Consider the following 23373-nt stretch of genomic DNA (forward strand, 5'->3'; position numbering starts at 1 on the left):
GCATTTCTTCCCTTATAAAGTTTAAGTATAGAAATGTTGATTGCATAAGTATCAGGCATTTAATGAACTCACCTATAAGTGGGTAAATACTATACTATTCCATCTCTACTTGATAGGGGATAATTAAGTTTCACTAAACCCGATCTTCTTCGTTAATTCGCTTTTTTCGCCATTTCCTGAGAGGTTTTTACTCTCGCTTTTCCCATAAACAAAATGGTAACGGCCGCAATGACGATCGGCGCCAGCGCAAGCGTAAATACATATGTGATGCTTTGCGACATGGCGTCAATAATGCGATCCAGAATGTGCGGCGGAATATGAGCGCGCGTGCCGGCCTGGAAAATCTCCTGCGGATTTCCGATGTTCTGCATCGCGCCGCCCGCTCCTTTCATGCCGCTGAATGAATCTGTGAGCTTGTTAGTAAACACATTCGTCTGGATGGTTCCGAAAATCGTCACACCGAGCGTCATACCGAATGATCTCAAAAACGAGTTTGTTGAGTTGGCGCTTCCGCGGTAACGCGGCTCCAGATCGTTCATGGACGCAGCCGGCAGCAGTGAGAAGTTGAAGCCGACGCCGAATCCGGAGATCAGCATGAATACCGTCAGCATCGTACGCGCCGTATCCGGTGTCATATTGGAAAGCAGCAGCATTCCGATAAAGAAAGCGACCACGGAAATCAGCATTAAAGTGCGGAACCGCACTTTCGTCTGGAAAATTCCGCCGATCATACTTCCGATAACAGAACCGATCATCATCGGCGTCAAAATAAAGCCCGCGCTTGTCGCGGTGCTTCCGTACACAGCCTGAACGAAGATCGGGATAAACACCGCTAAAATGACGAACGTGGCTCCGTAAAGGAACGCCAGAATCTGTGCCGTAGCAAATAAACGGTTTTTAAACATCCAAAATGAGATAATCGGTTCTTCCGCTTTTCTTTCCACAATAAAAAAGGCGATAAAGAACACGGCGAACACAGCGAACAGACCGATGATCTGCACGGAGTTCCAATCATACGTTTTTCCGCCGAGCTCAAGAGCGAACATCAGACCGACAATGGAAACCACCAGCGTGATTGCGCCGGCCCAGTCGATTTTCTGCTTCTTGTGTTCAAGGGATTCTTTATAATAACGAAGAATGAAAAACAATGATAAAATACCGATCGGCACGTTGATGTAAAACACCCAGTGCCAGCTGATGGAGTCGGTAATGAGCGCGCCTAAAAGCGGCCCGAGAACGCTGGACAGGCCGAAAACGGCACCGAACATGCCCGACATTTTTCCGCGTTTTTCCGGCGGAAATAAATCAAAAATGATCGTGAAGGCGATCGGCATCAGCGCGCCTCCGCCGATTCCCTGAATGACGCGGTAAATAATGAGCTGATCCATTGTTTGGGCGATTCCGCATAACGCGGATCCGATTAAGAAAAGAATAAGACCGAATAAAAAGAAACGTTTGCGTCCGTACATATCGGACAGTTTTCCGTAAATCGGCATACCGGCCATAACGGCTACCATGTATGATGCCGTCACCCACGCGAACTTATCGAAACTTCCGAGGTCCGCCACGATATTTCCCATCGCAGTGGCAACGATTGTATTATCCATAGCCGACATTAAAATGCCCAGCAAAAGACCGATGACGACAAACTTCGTCGAGGCGTCCTTCGCGGCTGTTTGTTCCATGCTTTTTCCTCCCATACTTACTTTTGATCATTAAATTTGCTATGATCATATTAGATTTGCCGAAAATTATCTTGATCGTCAAGATAAATTGATTTTATAGGGAGGCCTGTCAGTTGTCAACAAGAAATACCAGAAGCGAGACGGAGGAAACCGCGATACAGTTATTCCGAAAGATGGCCACAAGGACGATCCTTTTTCATCAGGCGGCCGCTCAATCTCTCGGTCTGTTTCCGACCGATTTGAAATCAGCTGATATCTTAAATGAAGCAGGCCCGATGACCGCAGGCGAGCTTGGGAAAAAAACCGGCCTCAGCACAGGTTCGGTAACGGCGCTCATTGACCGGCTCGAAAAAGCGGGATATGTCATGAGGAAAAAAGACCCCGAAGACAAACGTCGGGTGATCATCGTGCCGCTGACAGCCGGAAAAGCGAATGTGAAGCAATTGTTCAGCTCCTTATCCCAGTCCACGATCAGCCTTTGCCGGCAATATAAAGAAGAAGAACTGCGGCTGATATTCGATTTTTTAGGAAAAGCGACGGACATGATGGAAGACGAGCTTGAGAAATTAAAATAATATATCATAGCACGGCCCATTCATGAATAACTTGTACAAGTTGCATGAATGAGGGGGAAGCCAATGAACATCTTTTTAAGCTACATCGTTCTCGGGCTGTCATTGTCAGCACCTGTCGGACCGGTCAATGCGGCGCAAATTGACAAAGGCATCAAAAACGGCTTTTGGCATGCATGGATTTTCGGTCTTGGCGCCATGGCCGCGGACGGGCTGTATATGATTCTGATCTATTTCGGGCTGTCTCAATTTTTGACCGCTCCTTTTGTAAAAACGTTTTTGTGGCTCTTCGGTTTTTTCGTGCTGACCTATACGGGAGTCGAAACGCTAAAAAATATAAGGGAAGCCATGAATGTCAGAAGCGGAAAAGGAAAACCGGCTTTTTACAAAACATTCGGCGCGGGATTTTTTATTTCTCTTTCCAATCCGCTGAGCATTTTATTCTGGCTCGGCATATACGGGAGCATCCTCGCCAAAACCGCTGAATCCTTCGATGCAAATCAGCTTTTGATTTACAGCTCCGGCATTCTTCTCGGCATTTTGATCTGGGATTTTTGCATGGCGGTCGCTGCGAGCACTTTCAGAAATCTTCTTCATGAAACAGCGCTTCGCTGGCTGACGGGAGCGGCGGGTGTGTCTTTGATCGTTTTCGGATTTTATTTCGGCTGGCAGGGGATTCAAATGCTCATCTCATAAATAGAAGGACTGTCACCCATCGCCTGTCTCCATCATAACGTATCCTGACGATACTGGAGGTGGGCTGATGGCAAGCGAGCTGTACACAAAAAGTTGCCTTGAGGAAAAGTTGTTGGATCTGCCAAATTGGCAGAGAGTCGCTTTTGAGCTTCTATCAGAAAAAGTAGGTGATAAAGCGGACGCGTTTCCGTGCATTCCGGGACGTCAGGGATTTTTGACAGATCAGCTCCGGATATCCTTTGCGGGTGATCCCCGCGAAGAGGGAACCCCGGAGGAAGTGGGGATGCTGCTGTCCGAGTACGGAAAGATCTCAAGGAATACCGGAAAATACGCGTCGCTGCTTGTGATTTTTGATACGCCTGAGGATTTAGCTGAGCATTATTCCGTTGAGGCGTATGAAGAACTGTTCTGGTCTTTTTTAAACCGGCTGAGCGGCTGCGACCCGAAAGACTGGCCGGAAGACATACCGGAGGACCCTGAACATTATAAATGGGAGTTCTGCTTTGACGGCGAGCCGTATTTTATTCTGTGCGCGACGCCTGCGCATGAAGCGAGACAAAGCAGAAGCTTCCCGTTTTTTATGCTGGCGTTTCAGCCGAGATGGGTTTTCGAAGGATTAAATGATTCAACCGCCTTCGGACGAAACATGAGCCGGCTGATCAGAAAACGCTTAGAGGCGTATGATGAAGCCCCTCTTCATCCCCGATTGGGGTGGTACGGAGGAAAAGACAATTTAGAATGGAAGCAATATTTCCTCCGTGATGATGAGACGCAAGTGTCAAAGTGTCCCTTTTCTTATTTGAAGAGACTGTTTAAACCGACGAAATAAGCTATGATCCGGCAGGGCTGTGTCCCTGCTTTTTTTGTACGATCCATGTCACGATCGCAATGACGGCGAGAAAACAAAGGCTGACCAGAAAACCGGGCCGGCTCGATTTCTCAAACAGCGTCCCGGAGACGGCCGCAACAATCAGCACAAGGGCGATAACAATCTGAACGGTTCCCATCTTTGTCGTTTCAAGCAGTTTCTTGCCCGAGAACAAAATGAACAGCCACGTATAAAGAAGCATCAGGCCCGCCGCGGTTGTCATGTGTTCATATATATTTTTCGGCAGCACCAATGACAGGATGATGGAGACGATGAGTCCGGCAAACGTCAATCCGAGCGCAGGCCAGCAGATTTTTTTGTTTTCCTTTAATCTGAAGCATTTCGGCGCATCCCCGTCATCGGCCATCGTACAAAGCAATGTCGTCACGGCAAACAGCGAGGCGACGAGCGTGGAAAATCCCGCAATAATAAAAATCCCGTTAAAAATATCAAGAATGATATCTAAATGAAAACCCTTCAGCGATGTAATAAACGGGCTGTCCTGTTCGGTGAATTTGCCCAGCGGCACTAACAGCAGCGCCAGGCCGAGAGAAATGACGTAAATCACCGCAAGAACGGCAAGCATCAGCCGGCCTGATTTTGAGGCTTCCTCCGGCTTTTTCAAATGCACGGTCATCAGCCCCAAGACTTCAATTCCTCCAAAGGCGTAAAATGCATAAATCAATCCCGTCCATAACCCCATCGCTCCGTGCGGGAACAAATCCTTTGATTCGTTCGGCACCTGCACATCCGGTTTATGAGAAAATATACCGCACAGCGCCAATATGGCGATCACGATAAACATAAAAATCGCCGCTGTCTTGACAACAGCGAGCACATTTTCCGTTTTTTGAAAAACGGACAGCCCCGTAAATATAATCAAAAGACCGAGCACCGCATAGATGGAGGCGAAAATCCACAGCGGCACATTCGGAAACCAATGCTTTGTAAACAGCGAGATCGCTGTCAGCTGGCTTCCAGTGATCAGCATCTCGGACGACCAGTACACCCATCCGTTGCTGAAACCGGCCCAAGTGCCGAAAGCCTTTCTCGCATAAGCGCAAAAAGACCCCTTTTCGGGCTGTTTGGCCGAGAGCTTCGCGAGCTGCTCAAAGACAAAATAGGTGCCAAGCCCGGCAATAAGAAATGAGATCAGCGCGGAATATCCGCTTTTGACAATAGCGATGCTGGACCCGAGAAAAAAGCCCGTCCCGATTGTGCAGCCGACGCCGATTAAGGAGAGCTGCCACCAAGCGAGATTCCCTTTAGGCTGGTCCTGTGATTTACTCATGAAGTTCAACCCCTTTATCAAAGCTTAGATTGCGGCCGTCAGAAGGGGAATATACATCCAATAAATTGCTTTACATGAAACAAACGGCCGAAGTTCATAATAGAAGAAAAAAAGGAGCAGTCTGATGACACAGCAATTTATTGTACCGCCGAAAAAAGGGCTCGGCCTGAAGGTTCACAAAGGGCAGATTATAAAAGTAGTCGATGTGGAAGGGCAGCAGGTGGCTGATTTTACGGCGTATCATGCCAAGGACTTTTATGAACATCTTGATCAGGGCGCGACGATTGATGCCAACCAGTCCATTCAAGTAAAAACGGGTGATCATATTTATTCGAATTTATACAAGCCGATGCTGACGCTGATTGAGGATACAGTCGGCAAGCATGACCTGCTGCTTCCCGCCTGCCGTCCGGATATGAACAGGCTTTTATACGGAAAGCATAAAGACGAGCTCCAGGATACGTGCTATGACAATATGAGCGGGGCGCTTGAACCGTTCGGGGTGCCGCGGCCGCATATGCATTACCCATTTGCCATCTTTATGAACACGGTGCTCGATGAGAAGGGGAACTTATCAGTCGAAACGCCTCTTTCTGACGCGGGTGATTATGTACGGCTCCGTGCGGAAATGGATCTCGTCGTGGCGTTTTCATCCTGTCCGATTGAAAAAGGAAAATGCAACGGAGACAGCATCACGGCGCTGCGGGTGGAAATCAGCTGATCCCGGTGTATTTGATTCACTTAAAATCTGCACCTGTGCTATATTTAACAGAGAGTCGTACATAGTGGCATGATTCATTTTCAGCATGAACGGGAAATGGATCATAAAGAAACAATGCAGGAGGAGTGATTGGGATGAGCATCCAGAAACAAATTATGAATGATCTCCATGTAAAGCCCTCAATTGATCCGAAACAAGAAATTGAGGACAGAGTGAACTTTCTGAAACAATATTTGAAAAAAACAGGTGCCAAAGGCTTTGTGCTCGGCATCAGCGGGGGGCAGGATTCCACGCTTGCGGGACGCCTCGCCCAATTGGCGGCTGAAAGCATCAGAGAAGAAGGCGGAAACGCTGAATTTATCGCCGTCCGTCTTCCGCACGGCACACAGCAGGATGAGGATGACGCCCAATTGGCGCTCAAATTCATTAAACCTGATAAATCATGGACATTTGATATTAAGTCCGCTGTCAGCGCGTTCGCTGATCAGTATAAAAAAGACACGGGCGATCAGCTGTCTGACTTTAACAAAGGAAATGTAAAAGCCAGAATGAGAATGATCGCTCAATATGCCATCGGCGGACAAGAGGGGCTGCTTGTCATCGGAACCGACCATGCGGCCGAGGCGGTGACCGGTTTCTTCACGAAATACGGTGACGGCGGAGCTGATCTGCTGCCGCTGACCGGATTAACGAAACGCCAGGGCAGACGTTTATTAGAAGAGCTCGGCGCGCCGGAACGCCTGTATTTGAAATTACCGACGGCCGATCTGCTTGATGAAAAACCGCAGCAGACTGATGAGACCGAACTCGGCATCACATACAATGACATTGATGATTATTTAGAAGGCAAGGATGTTTCTTCCGAAGTGATTGAAGCGCTGGAAAAACGCTACCTCAGTACGGAGCATAAGCGCCAGGTGCCGGCATCAATGTTTGATGATTGGTGGAAATAGAATGAAAAAAACCTCCCTTTTGAAAGGGAGGTTTTTTGTTTATTTCATTTTTATTTATCTACACTTTCATAAATCCCTACCCAATACCCTTTGCTGCTGTCATAGTATTTGCTTTTGAAAATCCATTTTGTTCCATCTAAAACGAAAGAAGCAGCGAAATTGCCGTTAGGGCTTTGAACGAGTTTGATGGCATTAATGCCGGCATCTGCTTTCGTTGAGATTGGGCTATTTTCCGCGGATGCGGATGCTGTTGGTGATGCGGCAAAGGCAGGAGCGGCAGACATCAGTAAGGCAAGAGACAGCGCAGAACCGGTTAACACTTTTTTGAATTTCATTTCGAGCACTCCCTTTTCAAATGAAATGTGTTACGATGTTAATAATTAGATAATTATCCATAAAATACCTTCTGTATTTCTAAATTTTTTTTCTTAATTTGAAAAAACATCCCTTCAGAGGGGATGTTTTTTATTTCTTAAAGCAGTGCCTGATCTCATTCAGGGATTCTTTCATATGCGCTTCAGCATGATGACCGAAGTATTCGAGTGATACGAATCCGCCGTATTGCCTGTTCAACAGTTCTTTCAGAAAGGGTTCCTGCTGTAAATCGCCTTGCAGAACAGACACCGGCTTGCTGAGATACCAGTTGTCAAAATTCCAGTGATAGTTTTTCAGATGAATGTGGCTGACGGTATGATACAGTTTTTCCAAAGCGGACATTTGGTCAACGTGATTGACGTGTAGGTTGGAGCCGTCAAAAATGGTGCGGACCCGCGGATGTCCGACATCCTCCAAAAATGCCAGCGCCGCCTCCGGTGTATCCGCGTACGTATCGTAATGAATCTCAAGCCCGATATCGACTTCATAGTCATCTGCGAGCCGTGCCGCCTGCTGAAATTGATCAACCGCACGTTGCCACTTTTCCGGTGACGTCCGGTGCGAAGGAAGATTGCCGGCAAAGACTCTGATCAAGGGACTGTGCAGCTGTCGTGCCGCGCTTAATGCCCTTTGAACATCCTTTAACGCCTGCCTTTCATCCTGAGTGGCGAAGTCAGTGTACAAACTGACGGCAGGCACCCCGATGCCTTCCTCCTGAAGCTGCTGATAAAGCCTGTCGAGCGGGCCGATTTCCTCTATATATTGTTTAGCGTGTCCGTACCACAGTTCGATTCCCTCAAAGGAGTGCTCCTTCGCGAAAGAAATGATGTCGAAAATATGCTTTTTCTTAAATCCTGTCGTGCAAAAACTCAGTTTCATCGATAATCCTCCCGTAACTGTCTATCATATGTGTACTTTTTCCCCGGGTGCGATACGGATAAACAGGTGAAAAGGGCAGACACTTTTTTATAAGCGGGGTGTGTCTGCATCAGGTCAGTGCGGCACACAAATTGTTTAACGCTTTTTTGCGTCAAAGTATTAAATAATTAACCGAAGTGTTGTACAATTAATTTCATTCGAGTAAGGGGGGAGAAGCCATTGAAAAAAGAAACGGAGCTGAGGGCCTTCAGTCCCGTCCGCAATAAACCGACTCGCGCTCGTTATGTGATATTGGTTCTTTTGTTTTTTATCACTGCGATTAATTATATAGACCGAGCCAGTGTATCTATTGTCGGCCCATCCATTCAACATTCGCTGAACCTAAGCCCCGCGCTTTTGGGCATCGTTTTTTCTGCGTTCAGCTGGACCTATACGGGGATGCAGATTCCAGGCGGGCTCATTTTGGATAAATTCGGGTCAAAACGGACATACGGAATTTCTTTATTTGTGTGGTCGGTTTTTACCGGAGTACAAGCTTTTGCGACAAGTTTCGGGTTTCTATTCGGCTGCCGCCTGCTCATCGGCATAGCTGAATCGCCGGCGTTTCCGGCAAACAACCGGATTGTCACGACATGGTTTCCAAGGCGGGAACGCGCCTTTGCGACGGGTGTTTATACGGCGGGGGAATATGTCGGGCTGGCGTTTGCCACACCGGTTTTATTCTGGGTGTTAACGGCATTTGACTGGCGCGCCGTATTTATTTCCTCAGGGGTGCTCGGAATTATTTTCTCCATTTTCTGGTTTAAAATGTATCACGAGCCGAACGGGTATCGGAAAGTGAATCGTGAGGAGCTTGATTATATTAAAGAAGGCGGCGGACTGACTGAGGTGTCTGATGCAGCCGGCAGGATATCGTGGGCGGATTTCGTCCAGCTTCTAAAATACCGCAAGCTTGTCGGATTGTATATCGGCCAATTCGCCGTAGCCTCCACGCTGTTCTTCTTTTTGACATGGTTTCCGACTTATCTGGCGGAGGCAAAGCACATGGCTTTCTTAAAAGTCGGCTTCGCCGCATCAATCCCGTATATCGCCGCTTTTTTCGGCGTATTGTTCGGCGGGTATTGGTCTGACGGCATGATGAAACGGGGGGTGTCGGTGAACGTTGCCCGGAAAACGCCCGTCATCCTCGGTCTTCTGCTGACAGGCTCCATCGTGCTCGCGAATGTTACGGATTCTGCTCCCGCGGTTTTGACGATCTTATCCATTGCTTCTTTTGCGCAGGGCATGTCCAATATATCCTGGACGATGCTGAGTGAGGTCGCGCCAAGCGAAACAATCGGATTGGCAGGGGGCGTCTTTAGCTTTTTCGCCAATATGGCCGGCATTATCACCCCGCTTCTCATCGGGTTTATCGTTTCTGCGACCGGTTCATATAACGGAGCGATTCTGTTTGTCGGCGCTGTCGCATTTATCGGGGCATTTTCTTATATTTTCATTGTCGGAAAGGTGGAACGCATTAAGCTCCGATAGAAAGAAAAACTCATCTCTGCTTATAAAGGATGGGTTTTCTTTTATTGCATTATCTCTATATTTCAATATTGAGTTATCATATAATAAACATAACTTTTTCATTTCTTAGGAGGATTTCGCCGAAGATGAACGCAAAACGTGCCATTCCCGTAAGAGAAAGAAATATCGTACTGATCGGATTCATGGGTGTCGGAAAGACAACAATCGGCCAGCTGGTCGCTAAGAAACTATACAGAGACTTTATTGATATTGATTTGCAGATTGAGAAAGATTTCAATATGTCCATCCCTGAAATGTTTGAGCAGAAGGGTGAAGCCTTTTTCCGTCAGACCGAAAAGGATTATATATTAGATATTTGCCGTAATACGAAATTCAAGATCGTGTCGCTTGGGGGCGGTTCGTTTAAACAAGAGGAAATCAGACAGTGCTGCCTTGAAAACTGTCTCGTGCTCCATCTTGATTTATCATGGGAGAATTGGAAGCAGCGGGCTGATCTGCTGATTGAAAGCCGTCCCGTTCTGCATAACCGTTCCATGGATGAAATGCAGCAGCTCTTTAACGAGCGCCAAAGCATCTATGATAAACATAATTCAAAAGTGGCGACGGATAATCTGGAACCAGAAGAAATCGCCGATTATATCGTAGAAACGTTAAAAATCGGCTGGGACCTGTATCAGCCGATGTAAAAAGAGCCGTGACGCTGTGAGCGCACGGCTTTTTTGTTTTTAAACAAACGTTTATTAAAATGTTTAGAAAATGAGTGTAAAATCGTGTTAAGATAGAGTCAGAAAATTAAATCTTATAAAACAAAGGAGAATAATCGGATATGCAATTATACGACTTGCCGCTCGACCAACTGCAAACCTATAAACCAAATAAAACCGCTCCTCATGACTTTTCGGATTTTTGGGCATCATCATTACATGAGCTTGCAAAGGAAGAGGCAAAGCCTGAATTGACAGCTGAAAGCTACCCGGCTGACGGCGTGAAAGTATTCCGGCTGACATACCGAAGCTTCGGCAAGGCGGAAATTGAGGGATGGTACGCCGTTCCCGACCGGCAAGGACCGCATCCGGCCATCGTGAAATATCACGGCTATAACGCGAGCTATGACGGGGATATACATGACATCGTAAATTGGGCGCTTCACGGATATGCCGCGTTCGGCATGCTTGTCCGCGGCCAGCACAGCAGCACAGATACAAGCGTCTCACCGCACGGACACGTTCCCGGCTGGATGACGAAAGGGATTTTAGATAAAGATACATATTATTACCGCGGCGTGTACTTAGACGCCGTCCGGGCTTTGGAAGTCATCAGCGGCTTTGATGAAGTGGATGAAACGAGGATCGCCGTCATCGGCGGGAGCCAGGGAGGCGGACTTTCAATCGCCGCGGCGGCACTATCTGACATTCCGAGAGCGGTTGCGGCCGATTATCCTTATTTAAGCAATTTTGAGCGGGCCATTGATGTCGCTCTTGATGAGCCGTATCTTGAGATTAACTCCTTTTTCAGAAAGAACGGCAGCCCCGAAACGGAGAAGGCCGCGATGAATACACTGGCCTATTTTGATATCATGAATCTGGCGGACCGCGTAAAAGTTCCGGTGCTCATGTCCATCGGGCTGATTGACCGTGTGACCCCGCCGTCGACGGTATTTGCCGCGTACAATCATCTGGAAACGGAAAAAGAATTGAAGGTTTACCGGTATTTCGGACATGAATACATACCTTCTTTCCATACGGAAAAGCTGGCCTTTCTGAAAGCGCATCTGAAAGGCTGACGATAGCGAAAAGCCCAAGTACTTGGGCTTTTTTCAGGAATGATCACGGAAAAGGACGGATACAGATGGAACAAAGGATCATCGAAGAATTAAAACGAATTGAAGCACAGCACGGCGTCAAGGTGCTTTACGCCGTAGAATCAGGGAGCCGCGCATGGGGATTTCCGTCAAGCGACAGCGACTACGATGTACGGTTTCTCTATGTGCCGAAAAAAGAATGGTACTTTTCGATCGAACCGCATAGGGATGTCATAGAAGAGCCGATTCATGACATGCTTGACATCAGCGGCTGGGAACTGAGAAAAGCGCTGCGGCTTTTTAAAAAATCAAATCCGCCTCTTTTGGAATGGCTCTCTTCTGAGATGATCTATTATGAAGCTTTCTCAGCGGCTGAAAAGCTTCGAAAACTGAAAATCCGCGCCTTTTCGCCTGAAGCCGGCATCTATCATTATCTCAATATGGCAAAACGGAATGAAAAAACGGAATTGCGGGGCAGTGAAGTGAAGATTAAAAAGTATTTTTATGTTCTGCGTCCTCTCCTTGCCTGCAGATGGATTGAAACGTTCGGCTCCGTACCGCCGATGTCATTTCCCGTACTGGCCGATGCCTTATTGACGGATGAAGCGCTCATTTCTGAAATCAATACACTGCTTACAAGGAAAAAAAGCGGTCAGGAGCTGGCTCCGGAACCCAGAAATACGATCATTCATGCATTTATAGAAGAAGAAATAGAACGCATCGGGCACTATGTCAAAACGATCAAAACGCCGAAACCTGACATAACGGAGGAACTGAATCGGCTATTGATTCAGACCGTCGAAGAGGCGTGGGGGGAAAAAGGCGGAAATTGACGATTGCCGTCATTTCCGTCCGCCTTTTTTCGGCATAATCCGCCTGCTATCTAAGAAGCTGATTGTGGTAAAACCACAAAAATTTATCAGAATCTTTGTATTTTTAGAATATTGTGAGAGGATGTTTTGTCCATTTACAATAGACTCATACAAATACTTCTTAGATTGCGGGGTGTTAAGGTTGGAAGTGATTACAAGAGATTTTTTCTTATTTTTATCCAAGAGCAGCTTTCTCAATAAGATGGCGCGAAGCTGGGGAAGCCGTGTGGCAGCCGGCAAAATCATCGGAGGAATGGATTTCCGCAGTTCTATCCCGACAATCCGACATTTGAACAGCCAGGGGCTGTCAGTTACTGTCGATCATTTGGGGGAATTTGTCAACAGCGGTGATGTCGCGAAAGAACGCACCGAGGAGTGCATGCAGACCATCGCCTTAATCGCTGATGAACAGCTGAATTCCCAAGTGTCATTAAAAATGACGTCTTTAGGTCTTGATATAGATCTCGATCTCGTCTATGAAAATATGACGAAAATCCTCCAGACGGCTGAAAAACATAAAGTCATGGTGACGATTGACATGGAAGATGAAACGAGATGCCAGAAAACGCTGGATATCTTTAAAGACTTCCGGAGCCGGTATGAATATGTAAGCACCGTGGTGCAGGCCTATCTGTACAGAACGGAGAAGGATCTTGATGACCTCAGCCCGCTGAATCCGTTTCTGCGGCTTGTCAAAGGGGCCTATAAAGAATCGGAAAAGGTGGCCTATCCTGAAAAAAGCGACGTCGATGAAAATTATAAAAGACTCATCCGCAAACAGCTTTTAAAAGGACATTATACGGCAGTTGCCACGCATGATGACAAAATGATCGAGTTTACAAAACAGCTTGCCAAAGAGCACGGCATTCCAAACGACCGTTTTGAGTTTCAGATGCTGTACGGCATGCGCTCGCAAACCCAGCTCAGCCTGGTGGAAGAAGGATACCGCATGAGAGTCTACCTGCCTTACGGGGATGACTGGTACGGCTATTTCATGAGACGGCTCGCCGAACGCCCCTCAAACATCGCATTCGCCTTTAAAGGGATGACTAAGAAGTAAAAAAGGGAGAGATGACAATGACTACACCTTATAAACACGAACCATTCACGAATTTCCAAGATCAATCGAACGTTGAAGAATTTAAGAAAGCGCTTGCGACGGTAAATGAGTATCTGGGAAAAGATTATCCGCTCGTCATCAACGGTGAAAAGGTAGAGACGGAAGCGAAAATCGTTTCAATCAATCCAGCTGATAAAGAAGAAGTCGTCGGAAAAGTGTCAAAGGCGTCCCAGGAGCACGCTGAGCAAGCGATTGAAGCTGCTGCGAAAGCGTTCGAAGAGTGGAGATACACATCCCCTGAAGAAAGAGCGGCCGTTTTGTTCCGCGCAGCTGCCAAAGTCCGCCGCAGAAAGCACGAATTCTCCGCCCTGCTCGTCAAGGAAGCGGGAAAACCTTGGAACGAAGCTGATGCAGATACGGCTGAAGCGATTGACTTCATGGAGTATTATGCACGCCAAATGATCGAACTGGCAAAAGGCAAACCGGTCAACAGCCGTGAGGGCGAGAAAAACCAATATGTGTACACGCCGACCGGCGTAACGGTCGTCATTCCGCCATGGAACTTCCTCTTTGCGATTATGGCGGGAACGACGGTGGCACCGATCGTAACGGGCAACACGGTCGTTCTTAAACCGGCAAGCGCGACACCGGTCATCGCGGCGAAATTCGTAGAAGTGCTTGAGGAATCAGGTCTTCCGAAGGGCGTTGTCAACTTTGTGCCGGGAAGCGGAGCGGAAGTGGGAGACTACCTCGTCGATCACCCGAAAACAAGCATCATTACGTTTACGGGATCACGTGAAGTCGGTACGAGAATTTTCGAACGCGCGGCGAAAGTGCAGCCGGGACAGCAGCATTTGAAACGCGTCATTGCAGAAATGGGCGGTAAAGATACGGTTGTCGTTGACGAAGATGCGGACATTGAATTGGCGGCTCAATCCATCTTTACATCAGCATTCGGCTTCGCGGGACAAAAATGTTCTGCAGGTTCACGTGCAGTTGTCCATGAAAAAGTGTATGATCAAGTATTAGAGCGCGTCATCGAAATCACTGAATCAAAAGTGACGGCAAGCCCTGACAGCGCTGACGTGTATATGGGACCTGTCATCGACCAAGGTTCTTACGACAAGATCATGAGCTACATTGAAATCGGAAAAGAAGAAGGCCGTTTAGTAAGCGGCGGCACCGGAGATGATTCAAAAGGCTACTTTATTAAGCCGACGATCTTCGCTGACCTTGATCCGAAAGCCAGACTCATGCAGGAAGAAATTTTCGGGCCTGTCGTTGCATTTTCTAAAGTGTCAAACTTTGATGAAGCTTTAGAAGTGGCAAATAATACTGAATATGGTCTGACAGGCGCGGTCATTACAAACAACCGCAAACATATTGAACGGGCGAAACAGGAATTCCATGTCGGCAACCTATACTTCAACCGCAATTGTACGGGAGCGATTGTCGGCTATCATCCGTTCGGAGGCTTCAAAATGTCCGGCACTGATTCAAAAGCGGGCGGCCCGGATTATTTGGCCCTCCACATGCAGGCGAAAACAATCAGTGAAATGTTTTAAGAGGGACTGAATGGGCATCCTCCTCGCGGGGGCTGTCCATTTCACCATAAACATATAAAGCGGAGGAGGAAATGCCATAGCAAACATTCAGTTGATTATTTCCATTTGTATTTATATGGCGGGCATGCTGTTTATCGGTTATTTCGCCTACAGACGGACGTCAAATCTGACGGATTACATGCTCGGGGGGCGTTCTTTAGGCCCTGCCGTCACAGCGCTCAGCGCGGGAGCGGCGGATATGAGCGGATGGCTCTTGATGGGGCTTCCGGGCGCCATGTTCTCGACAGGATTAAGCGGCGCTTGGATTGTGATCGGGCTTGTGCTCGGGGCATGGGCGAACTGGCTTTTCGTGGCGCCGAGGCTGAGAACGTATACTGAAAAAGCGGGGAATTCCATCACCATTCCGGGTTTCCTTGAAAACCGTTTCGGTGATCATACGAAGCTTCTCAGACTGTTTTCGGGTCTTGTCATTCTCGTCTTTTTCACATTTTACGTATCATCCGGCATGGTATCCGGAGGCGTCTTATTCAACAGCATTTTAGGGTTGAATTACCACACGGGACTGTGGGTCGTGACAGGCGTCGTTGTCGCCTACACCTTGTTCGGGGGCTTTTTGGCGGTAAGCTGGACGGACTTTGTCCAAGGGATCATTATGTTTGCGGCGCTTATTCTCGTGCCGATTGTGACGATTTTTCATACGGGCGGACCGGGGGAAACCGTTGCCGATATCCGTTCCGTCAACCCGGAACTGTTTAATATGTTCAAAGGGACGACCGTCCTTGGCATTATTTCTTTATTTGCGTGGGGGCTCGGCTATTTCGGGCAGCCGCATATTATTGTGCGCTTTATGGCGATCACGTCTGTGAAAGAAATCAAACGAGCCAGACGGATCGGAATGGGATGGATGATTTTGTCTGCACTAGGCGCGCTGTTTACGGGTCTTGCGGGAATCGCGTATTACCACCAGAACGGACTGAAGCTGGCTGATCCGGAAACCATTTTTATTCAGCTCGGCAACATTCTGTTCCACCCGATTATTACGGGATTTCTCATTTCTGCGATTTTAGCGGCCATTATGAGTACGATTTCGTCTCAGCTGCTCGTTACGTCCAGTTCTTTAGTGGAGGACTTGTATAAGTCCATGTTCAGGCGTTCGGCTTCTGATAAGGAACTCGTATTTCTGGGGAGAATGGCAGTGCTTGCGGTGTCAATCATCGCTTTGGTGCTCGCTTGGGAGAAAAACAACACGATACTTGGTCTTGTCAGCTATGCATGGGCGGGATTCGGCGCTTCATTCGGGCCGGTCGTACTGCTCAGTTTATTTTGGAAACGGATGACGAAATGGGGGGCACTCGCCGGCATGATTGCGGGAGCGATTACCGTAATCATTTGGGCGAATGCCGGTCTTTCAGACTTTTTGTACGAAATCATTCCGGGCTTTGCTGTAAGCCTTGCCGCTGTATTTGTCGTCAGCTTATTGACACAGGCTCCGTCAAAAGATGTCACAGATCAGTTTCATGACTACCGTGATACACTTTCTCAATAAAAGCAAGGAACGAGAGGAAGAAGGGACCGCCCTTTTTCCTCTTTTCACGATACAGGCTTTCGGATCATTCCGTTTTGGGAGTATATGAATTTTTTTCTATACAAAAAGTCACCCCTCAGAGTATGATAAAGATAAAAAGAGCATAGGAGAAATAGGTATGGAAGAGCTTTTAGAGAGAGTTTTTTCATTTACGGACATTGATAAATTAATTGATTTCATCAGTTATGAATTGCAGAAGCCCGTTATTCTGGAAAGCGCGGATTTCTTTTTGCTTGCCTATAATTCTTATTACATTAATCACTTCGACTCCGCCAACCAGCAGACGATATTTTCAAAAAAATGCCCCGTGCAGATTTTTGAAAGGTTTCTGAAGGACGGGGTGATCGAAAAGCTGAAAACCGTTCCTGAACCGTTCCGTGTCGAAAAAATAGACAGTATCGGACTGAATCAGAGAGTGGTTGTAAGCGCAAAACATAAAGGCGAAGTGATGGGCTACATCTGGATTCAGGAGCTCGACCGAAACTTGACGGACGAGGAGCTCGATTTTTTATATGAAACTTCATTCCATGTCGGAAAAATCATCTATAAAACGAACCGGCTGAAACAGGAAAAAGAAGAGAGAGCGGAAGACCTGGTGAAACGGGCGATCTTTCAGCAATTCTCCTCTGAAAAGGAGTTCAGGCGGGAAGCGGAAAAGATGAACGCCGTGCTGCCGTCGGTTTTTTCGGTAGTCGTCCTGCACGCCGCAAATGGGGATGGGGAGGCAGTCGAAGATGTGAAGGAAAACATCAAATCGTACTTGAATTTGCGGGATAAAGTCAGTCACGTCTTAACCATTGATTCCAATATTGTCATCGTCGTCGCAAGCTTCTCGCAAAAAAGCTCCGGCACTTCGGCAGCATCTGAATTTATCCACAAACTGCTGACTCATTTTCACTTTCAGAAGATCCCCACTCCCATCTATATCGGAATCGGCAATGAATACAGCAGCATCCTGAAGCTTGGCAAAAGTTATATAGAGGCCCTTGAAGTCATAAAGGCCGCCGAAATTACCGGAAACCAGGAAAATATCCCGTACGAATACAGTAAGCTCGGGATTTACCGCTATCTTGAAAGCATCGAAGAAAAAAACGCCTCACTGGAATATGTAAACGATGATTTAGCGTTATTAAAAGCCAAAGACAGAGAAAGCAGTACCGAACTGCTGAAAACGTTAGAAATCTATCTCCTCAATAACTGCAAAACAAAACCAGCCGCAGAACAGCTTTTTATTCATCAAAACACATTGAACTACCGTATCAAACAGATTCTTGACATGACATCAATTAATTTAAACGACTTCAGGACAAGGTGCCAGCTGTATCTCGATATCATGCTGATGAAAAAGAGATAAAAAAGAAACCAGTCGCCGTACTGGTTTCAGTTTTAATACCTTCCCGCTTATCAATCTCAGAACCTCACTTCTGAATCACTCCTTTTCCGCAAGAGAGAAATGAATAAACACTGCTCCTCAATATGTGTTATACTTTCATTGATATTGATTCTCAATTAAAAATGTTTGAAGTATAGATATAAACGGGAGGCAGAACGATGGCGGAAAATCATGAGGTGTATGACGTCACGATTATAGGCGGAGGCCCGGTCGGCCTGTTTGCGGCTTTTTATTGCGGGATGCGCGAGCTGAAAACGAAAGTGATCGAGTTTTTGCCGCGGCTCGGAGGGAAAGTGTCTATGTTTTTCCCTGAAAAAATCATCCGTGATATCGGCGGAATACCCGGGATTGCCGGAGAACAGCTGATTACGCAGCTGAAGGAACAGGCGGCGACATTTGAGCCGGATATCGTGTTGAATCAGCGGGTGACCGGATTTGAACGGCTGGAAGACGGAACCATTGTGCTGGAAAGTTCCAAAGGGGAAAAGCACTATACACGCACGGTGATTTTGGCTGTCGGCATGGGGACGCTTGAGGTCAATGAACTTGACAGCGCGGATGCGAGCCGGTATTCAGGAAAGAACCTTCATTATAAGGTGGAGAAGCTTGATGCGTTTCAGGGGAAGCATGTCGTGATTTCAGGAGGGGGAGATACCGCGGTTGACTGGGCGAATGAGCTGGAACCGATTGCGGCGTCTGTTACCGTCTTGCACCGCAGGGAGGAGTTCGGCGGTTTGGAAAGCAGCGTGGCGAAAATGAAGCGGTCTTCCGTGCGGGTGCTTGCGCCGTATCGTCTGAAGCATCTCAATGGCACAGGGGAACGGGTCGAGAGCGTCACCGTTTGCCAAACTGAGTCCGGACTTTCTGAAGTCATCAAGCTTGATGAGCTCATTATCAACCACGGGTTTAAAATTGATCTCGGTCCGATGAAGGACTGGGGGCTTGAGATAGAAGAAGGCAGGATTAAAGCTGACAGACATATGCGGACGAATCTTCCGGGCGTGTTTGTCGCCGGTGACGCCGCCTATTATGAAAGCAAGCTCAGATTGATTGCCGGCGGTTTCACGGAGGGGCCGACCGCCGTGAACAGCGCCAAAGCCTATTTGGACCCGCAGGCGGATCAGATGGCGATGTATTCGACTCATCATAAAAAATTGGTGACACAATAAAAAAGGGCTGACCCCCGATGTTGAGTCCGGGGGTCAGAAATTCCGGCGTATCAGCTGTGAACGAGCATGTCTTTCATTTCATTTCGTATAAACGCAAATAACTGTTCCTGATTTTTCACGGCGGTAAACCCGCAGCCGGCGGGGACGTCTTCGCCCATGCAGATGACGGGAGGGCGGTTTGCTGACGGATCCGGTGATATGCCGATTTGTTTTCCGGCGCTGATCAAATGCTGAGCGGATTCTTTGCCCGTACAGATAATCATTTGCAGAGGAGACTCGCTGATCGTGCGTTCGATCATGGAAGTGTACCGCTCATCTGCGATATGTTCATGGGTGATATAAAACGGGCATGATTTTGAGTCTGACAAGTTTTCTGCTGCTTGACGGCTTCCTACAATGAGTGAATGCGGAGAATCAATTTGACATTCGGATAGGAGAAAGCCCCGTTTTGTCAGTTCCGTCTTTGCGGCCTTAGTCGCTGCATTCAGGCTTGCGGTCACCCGGCGGATGTCGATCTGCTTGAAAGCCAGTGCGTCAAAGAATTCGCATACCGCAAGGCGTGATGTGAAAAATAGTTGTTCAAAGGTGCTGATCTGTTTCAGGATGTTTTCGTTTGCGGGCATTTTTTTAACGATCCGCTTCGGCCATTCAATAACATCGGCGCCATACTCGCGCAGCTTGTCTGTCAATGTATGTTCTTCATCGCCATGAGTGACAACCATGATATGCCGCCCGATGAACGGCTTGCTTTCAAACCAGCTGTGTGTTTGAAAATTGACAATATCACCGATGACGATAATGGCAGGGTTGGTGATGTTTTGGCTTTGAACTTTTTCATGGATATCCTGAAGCGTTCCTTTAACGCTCCGCTGCCGCCCCCACGTCCCCCATTGAATGACGAGTACGGGGACGGAAGGGGATTTTCCGTACTCCGTAAGCTTACGGCATATAAATGACAGATTTTTAACGCCCATATAAAACACAAGCGTTTGAACGCTTCGGGCAAGCCCTTCCCAGTCGAGATTCGGCCTGCCGTGCAATGATGTATCATGAGCGGTGATCATCGCGAAGGACGAAGCGAAATCACGATGGGTGACGGGGACTCCCGCATACAGCGGCGCTGCGATTCCCGAGGTGATGCCAGGCACCATTTCGTAGCGGATGCCGTACTGATGAAGCGCCTCTGCTTCTTCGCCGACTCTGCCGAACACACTTGGGTCTCCGCCTTTCAAGCGGACAACGGTGAAGCCCTCCGCCGCTTTTTCAATCAGCAGGGCATTTATCTCAGATTGTTTCATAAAATGGCGGTCGGGCAGCTTTCCGCAATAAATGAACCGGCAGTCCGGTGAGGCATATTCAAGAAACTTTGGGTTTGCGAGCCGGTCATACAAAATAATATCCGCTTTCTCCAGAGCCTGTTTTCCTTTTACGGTGATCAGCCCCGGGTCTCCTGGTCCGGCACCGACAAAATATACGATTCCGTTTTTCATGATGGCGTCATCCCTTCAGCAATTTAAAAAATGAAGGACCACTTGAAAAAGTGATCCGGTCTGATCAATACAGGAGGTATACATTCTCTCCTTCAATCAGTGTTTCGTATGTTTTGACACAGCCATGATCCGGCTCTTGGACTTTTCCGTCTTCTAAGGAGATTTTCCAGTCATGCATCGGGCAGAAGACGTATTCTCCGCTGACGATGCCTTCAGCCAAGACGCCCCCTTTATGGGGACAGCGGTTTTCGACGGCGCGGACGCTCCCGTCAGAAAGCTTAAATACGGCAAGCTCTTTATCCTCTATATATACGGTTTTTCCTAACTCCTCGGGTAATTCGTTTACTTTGCCTATACAAATCTTTGTCATATCTTTATTCACCATGTCCGTTCCCCCTTACTGTTTTATGAAGTCGTGACGACATTTTCGAATAGATCTTTAGATGCTTTTTTATCTTTAAGGAAGTATTGCCACGGATCTTTGTGGACAGAGAGTGTCTCATTCATTCTGTCGTTGAGCTCCTGCCGTTTTTCCGGATCGTTTAATACGGATTGGACATGAGATAAACCGACGCGCTCAAGCCATGCGGATGTCCGCTCCAGATAGTTTGCCGTTTCTCTGTAGTACTGAAGGTAAGCCCCCGCATATTCTAAGACTTCTTCATTCGTTTTTACTTTCATCAGCAAATCACCGGCGCGCAAATGGGTTCCGCCGTTTCCGCCGACATAAAGCTCCCAGCCTCCGTCGATGCCGACAACGCCAAGGTCCTTAATGCCTGATTCCGCACAGTTCCGCGGGCAGGCGGACACGGCCATTTTGACCTTATGAGGCGTATTGAGCCCTTCGAATTTTTTCTCAAGCGCAATGCCCAGTGCCATGGAGTCTTGCGTGCCGAAGCGGCAGAATTGTTCGCCTACGCACGTTTTTACCGTGCGGAGTGTTTTTCCGTACGCGTAGCCTGACGGCATATCAAGCTCGGCCCATACTTTCGGCAGGTCTTCTTTTTTGACGCCGATGAGATCAATTCGCTGGCCGCCTGTCATTTTAACGAGCGGGATCTCATATTTGTCGACGACATCGGCGATCTTGCGGAGATCCTGAGAGTTGGTCACGCCGCCGTACATCCGGGGAACGACTGAGTATGTTCCGTCTTTTTGAATATTGGCGTGCATCCGTTCGTTCACAAAACGGGATGTTCTGTCATCCTCGTATGTAGCCGGATTAATCATGCCTAAGTAGTAGTTGAGGGCAGGACGGCATTTGGAGCAGCCCTCCGGCGTTTTCCAGCCGAGCACGTTCATGATTTCTCTTGTATGGGACAGCCCTTTGGCTTTGATTTCTTCTACGACTTCATCTCTCGACAGTGATGTGCAGCTGCAAATCGCTTCTTTTTGCGCGGACGCGTCAAATTCGGAGCCCAGTGTATATTGAAGAATGTCTTCCACGAGCGGTTTACAGCCTCCGCAGGAACGGGATGCCCCGGTGCATGCTTTGATTTCGTCCGTAGATGTGCAGCCTTTTTCCTGAATGGCTTGAATAATCGCGCCTTTTGATACGCCGTTGCATCCGCAGATGATTTCATCGTCGCTCATCGCCGCGGTCATGCTTGCGCCTGCTTCCTGATCAAGAGGCTGTAAGATTGATATTTTGGAGGTTTCAGAGATATCGGCTTCTTTTTGAATCATTGAAAACAGGCGGCCGCCCTCGCTGCTGTCGCCGAACAAAACAGCGCCGACAATTTGATTGCCCCTCAGGACGATTTTTTTATAAATGCCGTCCTGCTCATCGAACACTTTAATTGCTTTTTTGTCCTCTGATTCGTTAAAGTCACCGGCAGAGAAGACTTCGACGCCTGATACCTTTAATTGAGTGGAGAGAACGGAGCCTTCATACGGTTTTGTTTCAATGCCGCAAATATGTTTGGCCAGCACTTTTGCCTGTTCATAGAGCGGCGCCACAAGACCGTATGCGATTCCGCGGTGCTCGGCACATTCACCGACCGCGTAAATGTGCGGAATGTCAGTCTGCATATAATCGTTGACAATGATTCCGCGGTTTACCGGAATGCCGCTTTCTGTGCCAAGCTGTGTATTCGGGCGGATGCCGACCGCCATGACGACCAGGTCAGCTTCGATGCTTGTGCCGTCTTTGAAGCGTACGCCTTCGACACGGTCAGTACCGAGAATTTCTTCGGTTTGTTTTTCAAGGAAAAAGGTCATGCCTTGTTTTTCTAATTCGTTTTGCAGCAGGCGTCCCGCCGCTGCGTCAAGCTGGCGCTCCATCAGGAATGGGGCGAGGTGGATGACAGACACGTCCATTCCGAGATTCAGCAGTCCGCGAGCTGCTTCCAAACCAAGCAGTCCTCCGCCGATGACGGCTGCTTTTTTATATTGTTTTGACGCGGCGAGCATCGTGTCGGTATCTTTTATGTCCCGGAATGCCGTGACGCCTTGTTTGTCTGCGCCCGGAATCGGAAGGATAAAAGGGACAGAGCCTGTCGCCAGGATGAGTTCATCGTAAGGCTGGATTCTGTCTGCATCGGTGATGACGGTTTTGTTTTCCGTGTCGACTTTGATGACTGTTTCACCGGTATACAGCTGAATGTTGTTTTCTTTGTACCAGTTCCAATCGTTTAACGTAATGTCTTGAATGTCGGTATCGCCTTGCAGCACTTTTGACAGAAGGATTCGGTTATAGTTGGGATGAGGTTCGGCCCCGAATATTGTAATCTCGAATTCGTCTTTTGAAACACGCAGTATTTCTTCAATCGCTCTTACCCCGGCCATTCCATTTCCAACAAGAACTAGCTGTTTTTTTCCCATCAGATGATCCGCTCCTTATCTTTGTTTTTTTTAGCGTAGCACAGC

At 47.8% G+C, this 23373-nt stretch carries 21 protein-coding genes; 14 read left to right on the forward strand and 7 right to left on the reverse strand.

Annotated features, from left to right (window positions below):
- Positions 1-152: 152 nt before the first annotated feature.
- A complete protein-coding gene (locus G9F50_RS15335; RefSeq protein WP_015239110.1) occupies positions 153-1685 on the reverse strand; it encodes an MDR family MFS transporter in 1533 nt (510 codons plus the stop codon).
- A 113-nt stretch (positions 1686-1798) separates the two neighbouring features.
- On the opposite strand from G9F50_RS15335, the gene G9F50_RS15340 reads away from it, so the two are divergent.
- The 3 genes from G9F50_RS15340 (at position 1799) to G9F50_RS15350 (ending at position 3782) form a co-directional block, all read left to right on the forward strand.
- Positions 1799-2260, forward strand: coding sequence for a MarR family transcriptional regulator (locus G9F50_RS15340; protein WP_003156626.1), 462 nt, complete (start codon positions 1799-1801; stop codon positions 2258-2260).
- Between the two features lie 63 nt (positions 2261-2323).
- Positions 2324-2953: a LysE family translocator gene (locus tag G9F50_RS15345; RefSeq protein WP_003156625.1), complete on the forward strand. Its 630-nt coding sequence runs from the start codon at positions 2324-2326 to the stop codon at positions 2951-2953.
- 67 nt (positions 2954-3020) lie between these two features.
- Positions 3021-3782, forward strand: coding sequence for a YqcI/YcgG family protein (locus G9F50_RS15350; RefSeq protein WP_038456905.1), 762 nt, complete (start codon positions 3021-3023; stop codon positions 3780-3782).
- Position 3783: 1 nt separating this feature from the next.
- On the opposite strand, the gene G9F50_RS15355 is transcribed toward G9F50_RS15350, so the two are convergent.
- A complete protein-coding gene (locus G9F50_RS15355; RefSeq protein ID WP_032857841.1) occupies positions 3784-5112 on the reverse strand; it encodes an amino acid permease in 1329 nt (442 codons plus the stop codon).
- Positions 5113-5236: 124 nt separating this feature from the next.
- Here G9F50_RS15355 and G9F50_RS15360 point away from each other — a divergent pair, with 124 nt between their 5' ends.
- Both G9F50_RS15360 and nadE read left to right on the forward strand, forming a co-directional pair.
- Positions 5237-5833 (forward strand): DUF1989 domain-containing protein, encoded by a 597-nt coding sequence (locus G9F50_RS15360; RefSeq protein WP_060563049.1) that lies wholly within the window; start codon positions 5237-5239, stop codon positions 5831-5833.
- 134 nt (positions 5834-5967) lie between these two features.
- Positions 5968-6786: an ammonia-dependent NAD(+) synthetase gene (gene nadE, locus G9F50_RS15365; RefSeq protein WP_007409061.1), complete on the forward strand. Its 819-nt coding sequence runs from the start codon at positions 5968-5970 to the stop codon at positions 6784-6786.
- A gap of 50 nt (positions 6787-6836) precedes the next feature.
- Here nadE and G9F50_RS15370 read toward each other — a convergent pair whose 3' ends face one another.
- Positions 6837-7121 (reverse strand): antimicrobial peptide LCI, encoded by a 285-nt coding sequence (locus tag G9F50_RS15370; RefSeq protein ID WP_007409062.1) that lies wholly within the window; start codon positions 7119-7121, stop codon positions 6837-6839.
- A gap of 130 nt (positions 7122-7251) precedes the next feature.
- A complete protein-coding gene (locus tag G9F50_RS15375; protein WP_060563050.1) occupies positions 7252-8040 on the reverse strand; it encodes a sugar phosphate isomerase/epimerase family protein in 789 nt (262 codons plus the stop codon).
- 219 nt (positions 8041-8259) lie between these two features.
- On the opposite strand from G9F50_RS15375, the gene G9F50_RS15380 reads away from it, so the two are divergent.
- The 9 genes from G9F50_RS15380 (at position 8260) to G9F50_RS15420 (ending at position 19015) form a co-directional block, all read left to right on the forward strand.
- A complete protein-coding gene (locus tag G9F50_RS15380) occupies positions 8260-9570 on the forward strand; it encodes an MFS transporter (protein WP_060563051.1) in 1311 nt (436 codons plus the stop codon).
- Between the two features lie 125 nt (positions 9571-9695).
- On the forward strand, positions 9696-10256 hold the full coding sequence (locus G9F50_RS15385; protein ID WP_038456909.1) for a shikimate kinase: 561 nt from the start codon (positions 9696-9698) through the stop codon (positions 10254-10256).
- 140 nt (positions 10257-10396) lie between these two features.
- Positions 10397-11353: a cephalosporin C deacetylase gene (gene cah, locus G9F50_RS15390; RefSeq protein ID WP_025284201.1), complete on the forward strand. Its 957-nt coding sequence runs from the start codon at positions 10397-10399 to the stop codon at positions 11351-11353.
- Between the two features lie 65 nt (positions 11354-11418).
- Complete coding sequence (locus G9F50_RS15395) at positions 11419-12204, forward strand: nucleotidyltransferase domain-containing protein (RefSeq protein ID WP_021494192.1); 786 nt, start codon at positions 11419-11421, stop codon at positions 12202-12204.
- Positions 12205-12391: 187 nt separating this feature from the next.
- Positions 12392-13303 carry a proline dehydrogenase family protein gene (locus G9F50_RS15400; protein ID WP_087920787.1) on the forward strand — a complete coding sequence of 304 codons (912 nt, stop codon included), beginning with the start codon at positions 12392-12394 and terminating at the stop codon, positions 13301-13303.
- A gap of 17 nt (positions 13304-13320) precedes the next feature.
- On the forward strand, positions 13321-14868 hold the full coding sequence (gene pruA, locus G9F50_RS15405) for an L-glutamate gamma-semialdehyde dehydrogenase (RefSeq protein ID WP_060563052.1): 1548 nt from the start codon (positions 13321-13323) through the stop codon (positions 14866-14868).
- Between the two features lie 91 nt (positions 14869-14959).
- Complete coding sequence (putP, locus tag G9F50_RS15410) at positions 14960-16414, forward strand: sodium/proline symporter PutP (RefSeq protein ID WP_079891103.1); 1455 nt, start codon at positions 14960-14962, stop codon at positions 16412-16414.
- A 157-nt stretch (positions 16415-16571) separates the two neighbouring features.
- Positions 16572-17807 carry a proline utilization transcriptional regulator PutR gene (gene putR / locus G9F50_RS15415; RefSeq protein WP_003156600.1) on the forward strand — a complete coding sequence of 412 codons (1236 nt, stop codon included), beginning with the start codon at positions 16572-16574 and terminating at the stop codon, positions 17805-17807.
- A 197-nt stretch (positions 17808-18004) separates the two neighbouring features.
- The gene (locus tag G9F50_RS15420) at positions 18005-19015 is read left to right on the forward strand and encodes an NAD(P)/FAD-dependent oxidoreductase (protein ID WP_060563053.1); all 1011 of its coding nucleotides are present in this window, start codon (positions 18005-18007) and stop codon (positions 19013-19015) included.
- Between the two features lie 50 nt (positions 19016-19065).
- On the opposite strand, the gene cobA is transcribed toward G9F50_RS15420, so the two are convergent.
- From cobA to nasD, 3 genes are all read right to left on the reverse strand, one after another.
- Positions 19066-20505 (reverse strand): uroporphyrinogen-III C-methyltransferase, encoded by a 1440-nt coding sequence (cobA, locus tag G9F50_RS15425; RefSeq protein WP_060563054.1) that lies wholly within the window; start codon positions 20503-20505, stop codon positions 19066-19068.
- A gap of 64 nt (positions 20506-20569) precedes the next feature.
- Positions 20570-20890 (reverse strand): nitrite reductase small subunit NirD, encoded by a 321-nt coding sequence (gene nirD / locus G9F50_RS15430; RefSeq protein ID WP_014416865.1) that lies wholly within the window; start codon positions 20888-20890, stop codon positions 20570-20572.
- Positions 20891-20910: 20 nt separating this feature from the next.
- A complete protein-coding gene (gene nasD, locus G9F50_RS15435; RefSeq protein WP_060563055.1) occupies positions 20911-23328 on the reverse strand; it encodes an NADPH-nitrite reductase in 2418 nt (805 codons plus the stop codon).
- Between the last annotated feature and the right edge of the window lie 45 nt (positions 23329-23373).

It is taken from the genome of Bacillus sp. EKM206B, assembly GCF_011066015.1.
In the GTDB taxonomy this organism is placed as follows: domain Bacteria; phylum Bacillota; class Bacilli; order Bacillales; family Bacillaceae; genus Bacillus; species Bacillus velezensis.

Excerpts from the sequence above, each read along its gene's own strand:
- G9F50_RS15335 (WP_015239110.1), bottom strand. The coding sequence starts at position 1,685 with ATGGAACAAACAGCCGCGAAGGACGCCTCGACGAAGTTTGTCGTCATC.
- G9F50_RS15345 (WP_003156625.1), top strand. The coding sequence starts at position 2,324 with ATGAACATCTTTTTAAGCTACATCGTTCTCGGGCTGTCATTGTCAGCA.
- G9F50_RS15350 (WP_038456905.1), top strand. The coding sequence starts at position 3,021 with ATGGCAAGCGAGCTGTACACAAAAAGTTGCCTTGAGGAAAAGTTGTTG.
- G9F50_RS15355 (WP_032857841.1), bottom strand. The coding sequence starts at position 5,112 with ATGAGTAAATCACAGGACCAGCCTAAAGGGAATCTCGCTTGGTGGCAG.
- G9F50_RS15360 (WP_060563049.1), top strand. The coding sequence starts at position 5,237 with ATGACACAGCAATTTATTGTACCGCCGAAAAAAGGGCTCGGCCTGAAG.
- nadE (WP_007409061.1), top strand. The coding sequence starts at position 5,968 with ATGAGCATCCAGAAACAAATTATGAATGATCTCCATGTAAAGCCCTCA.
- G9F50_RS15370 (WP_007409062.1), bottom strand. The coding sequence starts at position 7,121 with ATGAAATTCAAAAAAGTGTTAACCGGTTCTGCGCTGTCTCTTGCCTTA.
- G9F50_RS15375 (WP_060563050.1), bottom strand. The coding sequence starts at position 8,040 with ATGAAACTGAGTTTTTGCACGACAGGATTTAAGAAAAAGCATATTTTC.
- G9F50_RS15385 (WP_038456909.1), top strand. The coding sequence starts at position 9,696 with ATGAACGCAAAACGTGCCATTCCCGTAAGAGAAAGAAATATCGTACTG.
- cah (WP_025284201.1), top strand. The coding sequence starts at position 10,397 with ATGCAATTATACGACTTGCCGCTCGACCAACTGCAAACCTATAAACCA.
- G9F50_RS15395 (WP_021494192.1), top strand. The coding sequence starts at position 11,419 with ATGGAACAAAGGATCATCGAAGAATTAAAACGAATTGAAGCACAGCAC.
- pruA (WP_060563052.1), top strand. The coding sequence starts at position 13,321 with ATGACTACACCTTATAAACACGAACCATTCACGAATTTCCAAGATCAA.
- putR (WP_003156600.1), top strand. The coding sequence starts at position 16,572 with ATGGAAGAGCTTTTAGAGAGAGTTTTTTCATTTACGGACATTGATAAA.
- G9F50_RS15420 (WP_060563053.1), top strand. The coding sequence starts at position 18,005 with ATGGCGGAAAATCATGAGGTGTATGACGTCACGATTATAGGCGGAGGC.
- cobA (WP_060563054.1), bottom strand. The coding sequence starts at position 20,505 with ATGAAAAACGGAATCGTATATTTTGTCGGTGCCGGACCAGGAGACCCG.
- nirD (WP_014416865.1), bottom strand. The coding sequence starts at position 20,890 with ATGGTGAATAAAGATATGACAAAGATTTGTATAGGCAAAGTAAACGAA.
- nasD (WP_060563055.1), bottom strand. The coding sequence starts at position 23,328 with ATGGGAAAAAAACAGCTAGTTCTTGTTGGAAATGGAATGGCCGGGGTA.